The sequence below is a fragment of the Pseudomonas sp. FP2338 genome (genome assembly GCF_030687515.1).
Classification (GTDB): Bacteria; Pseudomonadota; Gammaproteobacteria; order Pseudomonadales; family Pseudomonadaceae; genus Aquipseudomonas; species Aquipseudomonas salomonii.
Genome location: NZ_CP117436.1, coordinates 4,654,308 through 4,668,565, shown reverse-complemented (window position 1 = coordinate 4,668,565; position 14,258 = coordinate 4,654,308). Strand labels below are relative to the sequence as shown.

Genomic DNA, 14,258 nt, shown 5'->3' with positions numbered 1-14,258 from the left:
AGCGGCCCCAAAATCTTGGGAGCGCTTCGCCCTTTAGCGGGAGCAAGCTCCCTCGCCACAAGGGTCTACCGGTTAAAACGCTCTACCAGCGAATACTGGGTATTGGCTGTATGCGTCAGCTCTTCACTCAACTGCGCCGAGTTCATCGCCTGCTCCGAGGTCTGGTCCGCCAACAGCGCAATTGTGCTGATGTTACGGCTGATCTCTTCGGCCACTGCGCTTTGCTCTTCGGTCGCGGCGGCAATCTGCGTGGTCATGTCGGTGATATTGGCCACCGCCTCACTGATGCCCACCAACGCCTGATCCGCCTCCATCACCCGCGCCACACCTTCTTCAGCCTGGCGATGCCCGGCGTCCATGGTTTGTACGGCCGCCGCTGCGGTGTGTTGCAGCTTGGCGATCAGCGTATGGATCTGCCCGGTGGACTCGGCGGTGCGCTGCGCCAGTTGGCGAACTTCGTCAGCCACCACCGCAAAACCTCGGCCCATCTCACCGGCGCGCGCCGCTTCAATGGCCGCGTTCAGTGCCAGCAGGTTGGTCTGGTCGGCAATGCCTTTGATCACATCGACCACGCCGCCGATTTCATCGCTGTCCTTGGCCAGTTGGGTGACGGTCACACCCGTCTCGCCCACGGCCACCGACAGGCGCTGGATCGCCTCGCGGGTTTCCCCGGCGATGTCGCGGCCGCGACCGGTCAGGCGATTGGCTTCCTGGGTGGCGTCCGCCGTACGCTGTACATGGCTGGCGACTTCCTGAGTGGTCGCTGCCATCTGGTTGACCGCCGTGGCCACCTGCTCGGTTTCCACGCGTTGGCGTTCCAGGCCACTGGAGCTGTTATGCGCCAGGGTGTTGGACCGCGCCGCCTGGTCGTTGAGGTGCTCGGCCGTGTCTTGCAAACGTGTCAGACAGGTCTTCAAGCGCGCTTCCTGGCTGAGAATCGACATCTCCAGCCGCGCCTGGGCGCCCCGGCTGTCGGTGTACATCTGCGCAATCAGCGGGTCGGAGGTGGTCTGTTCGGCCAAACGCAGCAAACGCTTCAGGCCGCGCTGCTGCCAGCTCAGCCCCAACAGACCCAGTGGCACCGACAGGCCCGCCGCCAGGGCAAAGCCCCAGTGGGAGTTGAGCGATGCACCGATCATGAAGCTCAGCTGGCTGACCAGGATAAACGGCAGCCAGTCCTGCAACACCGGCAGCCACTTGTCGCGCTGCGGTACGGCCGACTTGCCCTGGTTGATGCGTTGATAGAGCGCTTCGGCCCGGCGGATCTGCTCGGCGGTGGGCTTGATGCGCACCGATTCGTAGCCGATCACCTGGTTGCCATCGAAGACCGGTGTCACATAGGCGTTAACCCAGTAGTGATCGCCGGTCTTGCAGCGGTTCTTGACGATGCCCATCCATGGCAAGCCTTGTTTGAGCGTGGACCACATGTGCGCGAACACAGCCGACGGAACATCCGGGTGACGCACCAGGTTGTGCGGCGCTCGGACCAGTTCGTCGCGGGTGAACCCACTGATTTCGACGAACGCGTCGTTGCAGTAGGTAATCACGCCTTTGGCGTCTGTGGTGGAGATCAACCGTTGCTGAGCGGGGAAGGTACGTTCGCGCTGGGTAACGGGTTGGTTATTACGCATGGTTGTTCAATCCGCAAGGCTTTCAGGGGTTATCGGCGCTTGCGGGCTTTTATTTAACTTATTTTTGCAATAATCAGCCGGCCAGCATCGGGTAGGTAAACAGCCCGAAGTGAAGCAGGTTCAGCCCGAAGTGCGTGGCGATTGCCGCGCCCAACCCGCCAAAGCGATAAGCCAGGCCATAACCGACCCCGGCGATGCTGGCCAGCAATACCCAATGCCAACCCGCGCCCAGGTGCACCAAACCGAATAACAGCGAGGCCAGCAGCAGTGCCACATTCTCGCCGTAAGGCAGGTGTTTGAAGCGCTCGCTCAGGCCGCCCTGGATGTAGCCACGAAACAACGCCTCTTCAACCAGGGTCACCAGCAGCAGGTTGTTCAATACCCACAGCCACGCCTGTTCCGGCCATTTGGGCGCCCAACTGATCATCCCCAGCAACATTGCGCCGCCGAGCGCCGCGACTGCCGTCAGGGTCAAGGCCAACGCCGTGACGCAGATCGACAGGCGCAATGACCTGCGTGCCACGATCCAGGGGCAGGCCAGCAGCAGCCAGAAGCCGATCAGCGGTTTGTCCTGGTTGAGGTACATCGAGAAGGGCACCGAATCAGGCGTAAAGCGTTGAGGCGCGATGCCACGGCCGTTGTAGAAACCTGGCAACCAATGCATCGCCAGGCCCAGTGCCAGTACGATAAACAAGCCGTGCCCGAGGTAACGCGCCCACTGGTTGCGTTGCTGGCGCACGGCGTAACCCGCGATCAGCAGCATGACCACGGAGACCGCCGCCAGCATGCCCAGTTGCCCGTAGGTCAGGGCCAGTACATAACCAATGGAAAGCAGCACGAGGTACAGCCAGGGCAGAGCAAACATGTGAAATCCTTGAAAAAAAACTGGCCAGCATTATAACGAGCGACTTTCGTTGCCGGCATGAAAACTCTGCCACGCAAAACGCTTGGGTGAAGTGATTGCAAAAACGGTTGGCGGCTGGTTATAGTTCCTGCGTCTTTATCCCTTCAAAAAGATCAGCACATGCCAGCTTCCCAGCGCATAGCGGTAGTCGATTCAGCGGTCAACGCTGTGGTCGTGCCGTGTGGGAACAAACAGCCTGCGCAGATCAGTCACTATCCCCCACCTGTCAGTAGCACGCCGGTGTACGCAGTCGTATCACCGCCGGGTGTTGGCATTTCGGGCTGATCAGCGAATCGCTGTTCCCGTCTGCCCGCCTGAAAAAAAACCATTGAATCTCAGCGTCTGCTGAATCGGCTTTTTTTGCCTGATGACAGGTGGTAACCATGTCTGTTTTTTCGAAACAATCCGTGGCCGCGGCGGCCTCGACGAGCCTGTTTGTCCTGCTGTGGAGCAGTGGGGCGATTTTCTCCAAGTGGGGCCTGGCCCATGCTTCACCCTTTGCCTTCTTATTGATCCGTTTTGCCATCGCCCTGGCGGGCTTGGTGATCCTGGTGCCGATCCTCAAGCTGAAACTGCCGCGCCCCGGCAAACCCATGCTGTACGCGGCGGCGACCGGCCTGGTGTTGTTGGGGGCGTATCAGATTTTCTACCTGCTGGCGCTGGACCTCAAAGTCACGCCAGGGATGATGGCCACCATCATGGGCGTGCAGCCGATCCTCACGGTGGTGCTGATGGAGCGTCAGCGCTCGCTCAGCCGGTTGTTCGGCCTGGGGCTGGGGTTGGCGGGGTTGATCATGGTGGTCTATCAGGGCATCGGGCTGTCGGGTATGTCCCTGGCCGGGATGCTGTTCGGCTTGCTGGCGCTGGCCAGCATGACGCTCGGTTCGATCATGCAAAAACGTATCACCGACAACCCCTTGGGTACGCTGCCGGTGCAGTACGTGGCGGGGCTGCTGCTGTGCGCGGTGTTTGTGCCGTTCCAGCCGTTTCACTTTGAGCAAAGCGCCAGCTTTTATCTGCCAGTGCTGTGGATGGGCCTGGTGGTGTCCGTGCTGGCGACGCTGCTGCTGTATCGACTGATCGCGCGTGGCAATCTGGTGAATGTCACCAGCCTGTTTTACCTGGTACCGGCCGTGACGGCAGTGATGGACTACCTGATCTTCGGCAATCGGCTTGCGCTGTTGAGCGTGCTGGGGATGGGGTTGATCATTGTCGGGTTGGGGTTTGTGTTTCGCAGAAGCTGAGCCGGAGACTGACCATTGAGTCGGCGCTGACGGGGCTCGCCAAAACGAGCCCCGTCAGCGTGCGATTCATGCTCGGCTGAGGGTCGTGGCCAACGTCTGTGCCATCTGCTTCACGTACTCGCGCAGTTCCGGGACGGCGGTGGCCTCCCAGTCGCGCGCCTGGAGGAAGGGGCCGACGTAATACAGCCAGTCTGACGGTGCTGCATGGCAATCAAGCAGCGCGCCGGACGGTGCGATAGCCATACCGGTGCCGAGCGCATCAGGCACCAGCAGGCCATCAGCCCGCAGGGACTTGAGCAACGGGTCGTCCAATTGACGCAGGTCCAGTGCTGGCGTCGTGCAATTGATCACTGCTTTGACTTCCAGCTGTTCTTCGACGCGGGTACCACGACGGCGTACGCAAACGCTCACGCTGCCGGGGTTTGAGGTGTAGCCGACGATGCGACCGGCCATAAGCTTGAGTTTGCCACTGGCCAGTTCCTCCTGCATGCGTGCCCCCGGTTGTGGTGCGCAACGATGGCGATGGGCATCCCAGTAGGGGCGTACATGCCGCAGGAAACGCAGGCGTTCATTAAGTGGCAAGGCGTGCCACAGTTGCTGGGTGGCAGATCTCAGCCCGCCGATGATATCTCGCCAGTCTCCGCCCGCTTGCGCATGCTGGCGAATCGCATCACGCACTGCGCGTACATAGTGACGCACCCTGCAATCGCTGAGCATGTGCTGTGCCAGCCCTTCGTCGTAGTCGGGATGCGCGTTCAGTTCGCGGTGGGGCTGTGGCAGCAGGCCACGGCGTGACACGGCTTGAATAGAGCCGGTGTGCCCACGGTCGCGCAGGTCGAGTACCACATCCAGCATCGTCAGCCCGCTACCGATCAGGAAGACCGGGTCGTTTGTGCCGATACGATCGAGTGCGCCAGGCTGCCATGGGTCGTGTACATAGCCTGGGCTTTCATAGAACGGTCGATATTCGGGAGCAATGGAAGGCGCTTGGCGTGCACAACTGCCAATGCTCAAAACGATGGCGTCGGCCCGGTAATGTTCGCCGTTATCCATCAACAGCAGGCCACCCTGAGCATTTGGCTGAGGGATTATCTTGACCACTTCCCCAATCACTTCCTGCAATTGGCAGCCGGGCGCCGCGTTGTCGGATGCCTGTTGCAGCAGTGCTTGCAAGTAATCACCGTAAAGGCGCCGCTGCGCAAAGAGCGCTGGAGTAGCGTCGGGATGGCTGCGTTTTACGTAGTCATAAAAGCTATCGTCTTCACCGGCCAGCGCATTCATCCTGCCGGCCGGTACGTTAAGTACGTGCGCGCGGGCCTGCGTGCTGTAGGCGATACCCCGAGCCATGCTGCCTGGCCGGCTGATCAGCAGGATTTTCAGCGGTGTGACCGGCGGGTGGCGCAGCAAATGCACAGCCAGCGTCGAACCGCAGAAGCCTGCGCCGATAATCGCGAGGGTCTTGGTAATCATTCCAGCTCCAGTTTCAACGCGGCTCATAATTTATTTGACAAAGTAGTTCTAATACTCTTTTGAGTTGTGTAGCGTCGACCGAAGGGTTGTTATGAGCGCAATAATGAAGTGGTTCGGGTACGTCATCCAGCACGTAACTGCCGCTATTGAGCGTTCGTTGATATAGATCAGTTGGTACGCATACTCGAAGTTGTCGACGCATCATAACTGAATATGAACTATACCTTTCGCGCTGGTGACCGCGCAGTGAGTTGGGCGGTGCGCGCTGGCAGGCGCAGTGGTGCGCAGTCGTTCGTCGGGCTAGTTGGCGGCGTTGGAACTTGGGCGTGTCAGCGTTGTCGGCAGCCGGCCTGAAACCGTCGGTTGGCAAGGCAAAAATGCAAGTGGCGGGCTGGCGGTGCAAGGCCCCATCTTAGAGCGCTGTGGCAGGTTCAGCATGCTTGACCGTCGGTCACAAGTAAGATTGCTCTTACAGTCCAATACTGTAATAATTCCGACCTTATTGCGGCCAATATCCTACCTCCCTGCAGGATATGTAGTACATCTCAAAGGGATATCGTGTCTATTTTCACATCGCGTAGCCTTTCCAATGCTCTGCCGAACGACGTTTGCCTGGCAAATGTTGCGGTTTTGATGTGCTCGTACAATGGGGAGACGTTCCTTGCGGATCAGCTCGACTCCATTGAGCGGCAGAGCTACCGTGGCTGGACGTTAGTCATTTCGGATGACGGCTCCAAAGATGGCTCCTCGGCGATCTTTCAGCAGTACTGCAATCGCTGGGGCAGCGACCGCTTAAGCGTGGTGCGTGGCCCGCAAAAGGGCTTTGTTGCCAATTTTCTTTCGTTGACGTGTCGCGCCGACATCCAGGCCGATTATTTTGCCTGGTGTGATCAGGACGATATCTGGAACGAAGATAAACTACAGGTGGCCGTTGAGTGGCTGCAGAGCCAGCCTTCGGATGTGCCGGCCCTTTACTGTGGCCGCACGCAGCTGGTCAGTGACTCGGGCGTTGCACTGGGTTTTTCACCGCGGTTTTCCTTGCCTCCGCACTTCTCGAACGCACTCGTTCAGAGCATTGCGGGCGGCAATACCATGGTGTTCAATCAGGCCGCTCGCAAGCTGATCATGGAGGCAGGCGCGGATGTCGTCGTCCCCTCTCATGATTGGTGGGCGTATCAACTCGTTACGGGCGCGGGAGGTATCGTTCACTACGATCCCGAGCCTAGAATGCAGTACCGCCAGCATGATGAAAATCTGATTGGCAGCAACTCCAGCTGGGCAGCACGCCTGGTTCGGCTGCGGATGATCTTTCAAGGACGTTTTTACGAGTGGAACGAACAGAACATTCGCGCCCTCGAAGCCATGGAGCATCGTCTTTGTGAAGAACATCGAACGACGCTTGCGCGCTTTAAAGGTGCACGCAGTCAAACGTTATTTAGACGAGTGCTGGGGTTCTGGTCTGCCGGTTTATATCGGCAGACGTTCATGGGGAACCTCGGGCTAATTTTTGCAACACTACTGAAAAAGATCTGACTCAATGACTATCTTAGTAACCGGCGGTGCGGGCTTTATCGGTGCAAACTTTGTATTGGACTGGGTAGCTCAGACAGATGAGCCGGTCATTAACCTGGATAAGCTGACGTATGCCGGCAATCTGGAGAACCTCAGCTCGATCGAGGGTGACAAGCGCCATGTGTTCGTACAGGGCGATATCGCCGACACCCAACTGGTCCAGCGCTTGCTCGCAGAGCACCAGCCGCGCGCGATCCTGAACTTCGCTGCCGAGTCGCACGTCGACCGTTCTATCCATGGCCCGGAAGACTTTATCGAGACTAACGTCGTCGGTACTTTCCGTCTGCTGGAAGCGGTACGTGCCTACTGGAAAGGCCTGGAAGGCGAAGCGCAGCAGTCCTTCCGTTTCCTGCACGTGTCGACTGACGAAGTCTACGGCTCCCTGGCCAAGGACGACCCTGCGTTCACCGAAACCCACCAGTACGAGCCTAACAGCCCTTACTCGGCGAGCAAGGCCGCGAGCGACCATTTGGTCCGCGCCTATCACCATACCTATGGTCTGCCGGTGCTGACGACCAACTGCTCGAACAACTATGGTCCTTACCATTTCCCGGAAAAACTGATTCCGCTGATGATCGTCAACGCGCTGGCGGGCAAAGCGCTGCCGGTGTACGGCGATGGTCAGCAAATTCGTGACTGGCTGTACGTAAAAGACCACTGCAGCGCCATCCGTCGTGTACTGGAAGCCGGTACTGTGGGCGAGGTCTACAACGTCGGTGGCTGGAACGAGAAGCCGAACCTGGATATCGTCCACACGGTGTGTGCATTGCTCGACGAACTGCGCCCTCAAGCGGACGGCAAGCCTTACAGCGATCAGATCGCTTACGTGACCGATCGCCCGGGCCATGACCGCCGCTATGCCATCGACGCGCGCAAACTGGAGCGTGAGTTGGGCTGGAAGCCGGCTGAAACCTTCGAAACCGGTATTCGCAAGACCGTCGAGTGGTACTTGGATAACCAGGGTTGGGTCAGCAATATCCAATCCGGCTCGTACCGCGAGTGGGTTGAAAAGAACTACGCCGAGCGTACGGCATGAAGATCCTTCTGCTTGGCAAAAATGGCCAAGTGGGATGGGAACTCCAACGCAGCTTGGCCCCTTTGGGCCAAGTGCTGGCGCTCGACTCCAAAAGCCAGGACTACTGCGGCGACCTCAACGACCTGCAAGGCCTGGCCGCCACCGTGCAGCGCTTTGCGCCTGACGTGATCGTCAACGCCGCCGCCTACACTGCCGTCGACAAAGCCGAAAGCGAGCCTGCCCAGGCCCTGCGTGTGAACGCAGAAGCCCCGGCAGTGCTGGCCGCCGAAGCGCTGAAGCTGAATGCGTTGCTGGTGCACTATTCCACCGACTACGTGTTCGCCGGCACCGGCGACACGCCGTGGCTGGAAAGCGACCCGGTCGGCCCGCTGAGCGTGTACGGTTCGACCAAGCTGCAAGGCGAGCAGGCCATCCAGGCCAGCGGCTGTGCGCACCTGATCTTCCGTACCAGCTGGGTCTACGCCGCGCGCGGTAACAACTTCGCCAAGACCATGCTGCGCCTGGCCCGCGAGCGCGACAGCCTGAACGTGATTGACGACCAGTTTGGCACGCCCACCGGCGCCGACCTGCTGGCCGACATCACCGCCCACGCTATCCGCACCCTGGGTTCGAACCCGCAACTGAGCGGGATTTATCACCTGGCAGCAGCGGGCGAGACCACCTGGCACCGATATGCCCGTTTCGTGCTGGAACAGGCGCAAGCGGCCGGCGTGCAGCTCAAGGTCGAACCGGCCAATGTGGGCGCGATCACCACCGCCGCGTACCCCACGCCCGCCCAGCGCCCTGGCAATTCCCGACTCAACACTCAAAAACTGCAGAATGCCTTCTCACTGCGCTTGCCTCAATGGCAGGACGGCGTGGCACGGATGCTCGTAGAAATTCTAGAGAAATAAACATGCAAAAACGTAAAGGCATTATTTTGGCCGGCGGTTCAGGCACCCGTCTGCATCCTGCGACCTTGGCGATTTCCAAGCAATTGCTGCCGGTCTACGACAAGCCGATGATCTACTACCCGCTGACCACGCTGATGCTGGCGGGGATTCGCGACATCCTGATCATCTCCACGCCGCAGGACACCCCGCGCTTCGAGCAACTGCTGGGTGACGGCAGCAACTGGGGCTTGAATATTTCCTACGCCGTGCAGGCCTCCCCGGATGGCCTGGCGCAGGCGTTCATCATCGGCGAAGACTTTATCGGCAACGACCTGTCGGCGCTGGTGCTGGGTGACAACATTTACCACGGCCACCACTTCAACCAATTGCTCTCCAGTGCCATGACGCGCGAAGAGGGTGCCAGCGTATTTGCCTACCACGTCAACGACCCGGAGCGTTACGGCGTTGTCGAGTTCGATGCCCAGGGCAAGGCCATCAGCCTGGAAGAGAAGCCGCTCAAGCCCAAGTCGAACTACGCGGTAACCGGCCTGTACTTCTATGACCGCGACGTGGTCGAGATTGCCAAGAGCATCAAGCCGTCGCCGCGTGGCGAGCTGGAAATCACCGACCTGAACCGCATCTACATGGAGCGCGGCAAGCTGTCGGTCGAGATCATGGGTCGCGGTTACGCGTGGCTGGACACCGGCACTCACGATTCCCTGCTTGAAGCCAGCAGCTTCATTGCCACGCTGGAGCACCGTCAGGGCCTGAAAGTAGCCTGCCCTGAAGAGATCGCCTTCCGTCAGAACTGGATCGATGCCGAGCAACTGGAGCGCCTGGCCGCACCGTTGCTCAAAAATGGTTATGGCCAATACCTGAAACGTCTGCTGACCGAGAAGATTTATTAATGAAGCACACAGAGCTAGCGATATCAGACGTCGTTCTAATCGAGCCCCGAGTGTTCGGCGACGAGCGTGGGTTCTTTTTTGAGAGTTTCAATCAAGAGCAGTTTGAGAGCGCCATCGGCCGCTCGGTCAAGTTTGTTCAAGATAATCACTCTCGCTCTGTGAGAAACGTATTGCGTGGTCTTCATTACCAAGTCCGTCAGCCGCAAGGTAAGTTGGTGCGTGTGGTGTCGGGCGAGATCTTTGATGTGGCTGTCGATATCCGCAAAGGCTCCCCGACGTTCGGGCAGTGGGTGGGTGAAGTGCTGAGCGCCGAAAACAAGCGCCAGCTATGGATTCCGGAAGGTTTTGCCCACGGGTTTGTGGTGCTGAGCGAGTCTGCGGAGCTGCTTTACAAGAGCACGGATTACTACGCTCCGACTCACGAGCGTTGCATTGCTTGGGATGATCCGAGCCTGGCAATCGAGTGGCCGATCGACGGCGCCCCGACACTTTCGGAAAAAGACACCAAAGGGCAGTTGCTCTCGGCTGCCGAGGTGTTTGACTGATGCAGAATTTTTCTGTGTCTCCCCGGGAGATGGTGGGGAGCCTCTGGCGCAACCGTCAGTTGATCCGGACCCTGATTCAGCGCGATGTGTTAGGGCGCTATCGGGGTTCGATCATGGGCGTGCTCTGGTCGTTCATCACGCCGATCCTGATGTTGGCGGTCTACACCTTTGTCTTCAGCGTGGTCTTCAAGGCACGCTGGAGCTCGGGCAGTACTTCGATGTCGGAATTCGGCATGGTTCTGTTTGTGGGTTTGATCGTCTTCAATATTTTTGCTGAATGCATCAACAAAGGCCCGGCGCTCATTCTGGCGAACGTCAACTACGTCAAGAAAGTGGTGTTCCCGCTCGAGGTGCTGCCCTGGGTGTCGCTGGGCTGTGCACTGTTCCATGCCGCCGTGAGTGTGCTGGTGTGGCTGACGGCCTATGTGTTCCTGTTCGGTGTGCCGCATTTGACCGTGCTGTTGCTGCCAATCGTCGTGCTGCCGTTGCTGTTTCTGATCATGGGTCTGACCTGGTTCCTGGCCTCTTTGGGGGTCTATCTGCGCGATGTCACGCAGTTCGTCGCCATCCTGACCACCGTGACCATGTTCCTGTCGCCGATCTTTTATCCGGCAAGTGCGCTGCCAGAGCGGTTTCAGATCCTGCTGCTGCTCAACCCTCTGACCTCCGTGGTAGAAGGCGGGCGCGACGTGCTGTTCTGGGGTGTGGTGCCTGATCTGCAGTTCCTTGCCATTTACTTTGTCAGCTCCCTCTTTATTGCTTGGCTGGGTTTTGCTTGGTTCCAGAAAACTCGCAAAGGGTTTGCAGATGTCCTCTGATAACGCGATCACCGTACAAAATCTTAGCAAGTGCTATCAGATTTACGCTAAGCCCCATGACCGTTTGAAACAGTCGCTTTACCCCCGTCTTCAAGGGGCTTTCGGTCTGCAGAGAAAGCAGTATTTCAACGAGTTCTGGTCGTTGCGGGACGTGTCTTTCGAGATCAAAAAGGGCGAGACGGTAGGCATCATCGGCCGCAACGGCAGTGGTAAGTCCACGCTGTTGCAGGTGATTTGCGGGACGCTCAGCCAGACGGCGGGATCCATCCAGACCAATGGCCGCATCGCAGCCTTGCTGGAGCTCGGCTCCGGGTTCAACCCGGAGTTCACCGGGCGCGAAAACGTCTATATGAACGGCGCGATCCTGGGGCTTAGCCGTCAGGAAATCGAAGACCGTTTTGATGAAATTGCGGCCTTTGCCGACATTGGTGCGTTCCTTGAGCAGCCGGTAAAAACCTACTCCAGCGGCATGTTCGTGCGGCTGGCCTTTGCCTGCAACATCATGTCTGACCCTGAAATCATGATTGTCGACGAAGCGCTTTCCGTCGGTGATATGAATTTCCAGGCCAAGTGCATGACCGCGCTGACGCAGATCAAAGAGCGTGGGGCCACCATTCTGTTTGTGAGCCACGATGTGGGCACGGTTAAAAGCCTGTGTTCGCGCTGTGTGTACCTGGACGGCGGTAAAGTGGTTGCCGTGGGGCCATCGGCCGATGTGACCGAGTTGTATGTTCGCTCGATGCGCGAGGAAATGAACGCGGAACACCGCAAGTTTGCGCGCGTGTCCAAGTCGTTTGCTGAATCGACTGAGGGGACTGAGGGGGCCCAGGCGGTTGAGCCGCCGCTAGGGCTGCCAGTGGTTGAGCAGAAGGCCTTCCAGATCGACCACGCGTTCGAAGCACGCGTCGCTCAGTTCCGCTACGGTACGGGCGAGGTCAAGGCCCGCGCTGTCGAATTGCTGGATATGGACGATGAGCCCACGACCTTTCTGGATTTCAACCAGCAGGTCAAGATCAGGGTAAATTTCGAGGCTTACGCCGAGAAATCCATTACCTTGAATGTCAGTGTCTTTGACGAAAAGAAAAACAACATTACCGGCTGTGGGTTCCAGCATGTTGACCAGCCTTACCTGCTGACCAAGCCGGGCAGCAAATACGTCGCTGAATATGTGTTCACGATGCCTTTGCAGGAAGGCTATTACTCGTTGCGGATCAACATTTCTTCGCCGATTGTGGATAACGAATCGGCAGAGTTCATTGACTTGATCAATGATGCCGTGGTCTTCCGCGTTGCGCGTTGGGAGAAGGCCCGGGTGTGGTCCCAAGTCCATCAGTTCGCAGAGTTGAGGCTTGAGGAACTGCAGTGAGCGAGAAAATCAAACAGGCCTTTATCATCGGCACCGGGCGCTGCGGCACTACCTGGCTGGCCCAGATGCTGAACAGCAACCCGGCGCTGTGTGTGCCGCCGGAAATCCAGTTGCTGTTCGAATACTCCGGCAACGGCAACCGGCTGTATGAAGAGTACCTGCTCGCCAAGGAGCAGGGACTCGGCAGCGATCAATTGATCTCGATCATTGAGCGCGGCTGCCCGCACAACCTTGATCAGTTTTTTGACTACCCCGGCTTCTGCCGTCAAGGCACGACACCCAAGCGTTCACTGCGTGAGTTTGTCACCGCCTTTTATGCGGCCGTCGCTCGAAGCCACGGTAAACGCTGGCTTATCGAGCAGACGCCGTGGTACGGGCAACGCCTGGATTTAGTCACAAGTTTGTTTCCCACTGCAAAGTTCATTCATGTTGTCCGTGATGGGCGTGATGTCGCACTGTCGTTTTCGCGGACTACCTGGTGGCACCGCTCGGCGCGTTTGAACCTTTCAAGGTGGCAGCGGGAAATCAAGAAAATCGCGTTGGATGCGCAATTCTTCGTGAAACCTTCGAATTACCTCGAAGTTAAATATGAAAGCCTGGTGTCGGACACGACAGCAGAGCTGAAAAGAATTTGCACATTCCTCGGCGTCGACTTTGACCCGACGATGCTGGACCCTCAGGGGTTCATTGATTACGACCAGTTCTGCAAGTTCGATATGGGGCAAGTATCGTCCCAGGCCTATTCGGCATGGCGTAAACAAAAGACTAAAACCGTGTTTTCGGACAACGTTGAAGCCTGGCGCAAAAATGACAGTGCTTTTGACAAGAGCCTCCCGCCAGAGATCGCCCATTGGTTGTCTCGTTACGGTTACCCGGTCGGTAGTCCAGATGAAGAGGGGGCGGAGAACTTCCACCTGCGTGAGTACAACCTCAACGCGCTGGAGCAGGACAATCAGGAAAAGTCCCAGCATATTCAAAAGCTTGAGCAAACGGTGGCTGATTACGCTCAGCATATCGGCAATGCCAGCGTGGTCGAGAAGGACTGGGCTGCTCGCGGTGAGTTGCTGGAGCATCTGGGCAGTACCATTCATCGCCTGGAACAGGACAATGCCGAGCGTCTGGAGACGATTTACGCCTTGGAAAGGACGCTCGCAGGCCACACCGAGCACGCGGCGTTTATCAAAGATGAGTGGCAAGCCCGCGGCAACTTGATAGACGAGTTGGGTGAAAAATTCCACGCGCTGGAGCAGGAGTATGCAACCGGCGCCGAATTGAACGAGACACTGCAGCAAACACTTGCCGCCCAGGCTGAGCAAGTAGAAGCTATGCAGCACAGCCGGGAGGCTCAGGAACATGAGCTGAGCGAGCTTAGGCAGACGATCGACGGTTTGAAGCAAGAAATTGATAACCGTACACATCAGGTACTGCAGGTTGAGCAGGCCCTGGCTGCTCATGCAGAGCAGCGGGTGATACTTGAGCAAGCGTTGCAGGCACGTGAACGCTTGCTTGAGCAGGCAGGCGAAGCCAATGAGGCTTTGAAAAAAGACAGTGCAGATCGTGGCGAGCGCATTAATGTGCTTGAACAATCGCTGGCCGAACAGAGACAACAGTCTGAAGTTGCGGAAAAACACCTCGCTACCCGAGAGCGTTTGATTCAACAACTGACTGCTTCTGTTGACGCGTTGAATTCAACGAGCATGCAACAGGCGGAAAAAATCGAACAACTGATGTTCGATGCTGTTGTCAGTGCTAATACGAATTCCCAACTCGTTCAGGAAATCACCGATCAAAAACTATTGATCGAGGATTTGGAAGGCCGTCTTAATGAATTTGAGCGTTCGTGGTATGGAATCCTAAGAAAACGTCTCTCTAAATGAGATGTTATTAATTTT

General features: G+C 57.8%; 12 protein-coding genes. 9 read left to right on the top strand and 3 right to left on the bottom strand.

The features are described 5' to 3' along the window. Nucleotides 1-65: 65 nt before the first annotated feature. Nucleotides 66-1,631: a PAS domain-containing methyl-accepting chemotaxis protein gene (locus tag PSH96_RS21035; RefSeq protein ID WP_305454847.1), complete on the bottom strand. Its 1,566-nt coding sequence runs from the start codon at nucleotides 1,629-1,631 to the stop codon at nucleotides 66-68. 73 nt (nucleotides 1,632-1,704) lie between these two features. Beyond that, nucleotides 1,705-2,496 carry a CPBP family intramembrane glutamic endopeptidase gene (locus PSH96_RS21030; RefSeq protein WP_305454845.1) on the bottom strand — a complete coding sequence of 264 codons (792 nt, stop codon included), beginning with the start codon at nucleotides 2,494-2,496 and terminating at the stop codon, nucleotides 1,705-1,707. 422 nt (nucleotides 2,497-2,918) lie between these two features. On the opposite strand from PSH96_RS21030, the gene PSH96_RS21025 reads away from it, so the two are divergent. Next, a complete protein-coding gene (locus tag PSH96_RS21025; RefSeq protein WP_305454844.1) occupies nucleotides 2,919-3,779 on the top strand; it encodes a DMT family transporter in 861 nt (286 codons plus the stop codon). A gap of 66 nt (nucleotides 3,780-3,845) precedes the next feature. On the opposite strand, the gene PSH96_RS21020 is transcribed toward PSH96_RS21025, so the two are convergent. Further along, complete coding sequence (locus tag PSH96_RS21020) at nucleotides 3,846-5,249, bottom strand: FAD/NAD(P)-binding protein (protein ID WP_305454842.1); 1,404 nt, start codon at nucleotides 5,247-5,249, stop codon at nucleotides 3,846-3,848. Between the two features lie 558 nt (nucleotides 5,250-5,807). Here PSH96_RS21020 and PSH96_RS21015 point away from each other — a divergent pair. Genes PSH96_RS21015 through PSH96_RS20980 form a run of 8 tightly spaced genes read left to right on the top strand, consistent with a single transcriptional unit; the run spans nucleotide 5,808 to nucleotide 14,243 of the window. Continuing rightward, the gene (locus tag PSH96_RS21015) at nucleotides 5,808-6,782 is read left to right on the top strand and encodes a glycosyltransferase family 2 protein (protein WP_305454840.1); all 975 of its coding nucleotides are present in this window, start codon (nucleotides 5,808-5,810) and stop codon (nucleotides 6,780-6,782) included. 4 nt (nucleotides 6,783-6,786) lie between these two features. Further along, nucleotides 6,787-7,857: a dTDP-glucose 4,6-dehydratase gene (gene rfbB, locus PSH96_RS21010; protein WP_058422104.1), complete on the top strand. Its 1,071-nt coding sequence runs from the start codon at nucleotides 6,787-6,789 to the stop codon at nucleotides 7,855-7,857. Beyond that, a complete protein-coding gene (gene rfbD / locus PSH96_RS21005; RefSeq protein WP_305454836.1) occupies nucleotides 7,854-8,750 on the top strand; it encodes a dTDP-4-dehydrorhamnose reductase in 897 nt (298 codons plus the stop codon). Before rfbB ends, rfbD begins: the two co-directional genes overlap by 4 nt. Nucleotides 8,751-8,752: 2 nt before the next feature. Next, a complete protein-coding gene (gene rfbA / locus PSH96_RS21000; RefSeq protein ID WP_305454834.1) occupies nucleotides 8,753-9,637 on the top strand; it encodes a glucose-1-phosphate thymidylyltransferase RfbA in 885 nt (294 codons plus the stop codon). Beyond that, nucleotides 9,637-10,182, top strand: coding sequence for a dTDP-4-dehydrorhamnose 3,5-epimerase (gene rfbC / locus PSH96_RS20995; protein WP_305454833.1), 546 nt, complete (start codon nucleotides 9,637-9,639; stop codon nucleotides 10,180-10,182). Before rfbA ends, rfbC begins: the two co-directional genes overlap by 1 nt. After that, nucleotides 10,182-11,000 carry an ABC transporter permease gene (locus tag PSH96_RS20990; protein WP_058422494.1) on the top strand — a complete coding sequence of 273 codons (819 nt, stop codon included), beginning with the start codon at nucleotides 10,182-10,184 and terminating at the stop codon, nucleotides 10,998-11,000. The genes rfbC and PSH96_RS20990 overlap by 1 nt, the downstream gene beginning before the upstream one ends. Further along, the gene (locus tag PSH96_RS20985) at nucleotides 10,990-12,366 is read left to right on the top strand and encodes an ABC transporter ATP-binding protein (protein ID WP_305454829.1); all 1,377 of its coding nucleotides are present in this window, start codon (nucleotides 10,990-10,992) and stop codon (nucleotides 12,364-12,366) included. The genes PSH96_RS20990 and PSH96_RS20985 overlap by 11 nt, the downstream gene beginning before the upstream one ends. Continuing rightward, nucleotides 12,363-14,243, top strand: coding sequence for a sulfotransferase (locus PSH96_RS20980; protein WP_305454827.1), 1,881 nt, complete (start codon nucleotides 12,363-12,365; stop codon nucleotides 14,241-14,243). Before PSH96_RS20985 ends, PSH96_RS20980 begins: the two co-directional genes overlap by 4 nt. Nucleotides 14,244-14,258: the final 15 nt, after the last annotated feature.

Coding starts and splice junctions, on each gene's coding strand:
- PSH96_RS20990 (WP_058422494.1), top strand. CDS start 10,182: ATGCAGAATTTTTCTGTGTCTCCCCGGGAGATGGTGGGGAGCCTCTGG.
- rfbA (WP_305454834.1), top strand. CDS start 8,753: ATGCAAAAACGTAAAGGCATTATTTTGGCCGGCGGTTCAGGCACCCGT.
- rfbC (WP_305454833.1), top strand. CDS start 9,637: ATGAAGCACACAGAGCTAGCGATATCAGACGTCGTTCTAATCGAGCCC.
- PSH96_RS21030 (WP_305454845.1), bottom strand. CDS start 2,496: ATGTTTGCTCTGCCCTGGCTGTACCTCGTGCTGCTTTCCATTGGTTAT.
- rfbB (WP_058422104.1), top strand. CDS start 6,787: ATGACTATCTTAGTAACCGGCGGTGCGGGCTTTATCGGTGCAAACTTT.
- PSH96_RS21025 (WP_305454844.1), top strand. CDS start 2,919: ATGTCTGTTTTTTCGAAACAATCCGTGGCCGCGGCGGCCTCGACGAGC.
- PSH96_RS20985 (WP_305454829.1), top strand. CDS start 10,990: ATGTCCTCTGATAACGCGATCACCGTACAAAATCTTAGCAAGTGCTAT.
- PSH96_RS21020 (WP_305454842.1), bottom strand. CDS start 5,249: ATGATTACCAAGACCCTCGCGATTATCGGCGCAGGCTTCTGCGGTTCG.
- rfbD (WP_305454836.1), top strand. CDS start 7,854: ATGAAGATCCTTCTGCTTGGCAAAAATGGCCAAGTGGGATGGGAACTC.
- PSH96_RS21035 (WP_305454847.1), bottom strand. CDS start 1,631: ATGCGTAATAACCAACCCGTTACCCAGCGCGAACGTACCTTCCCCGCT.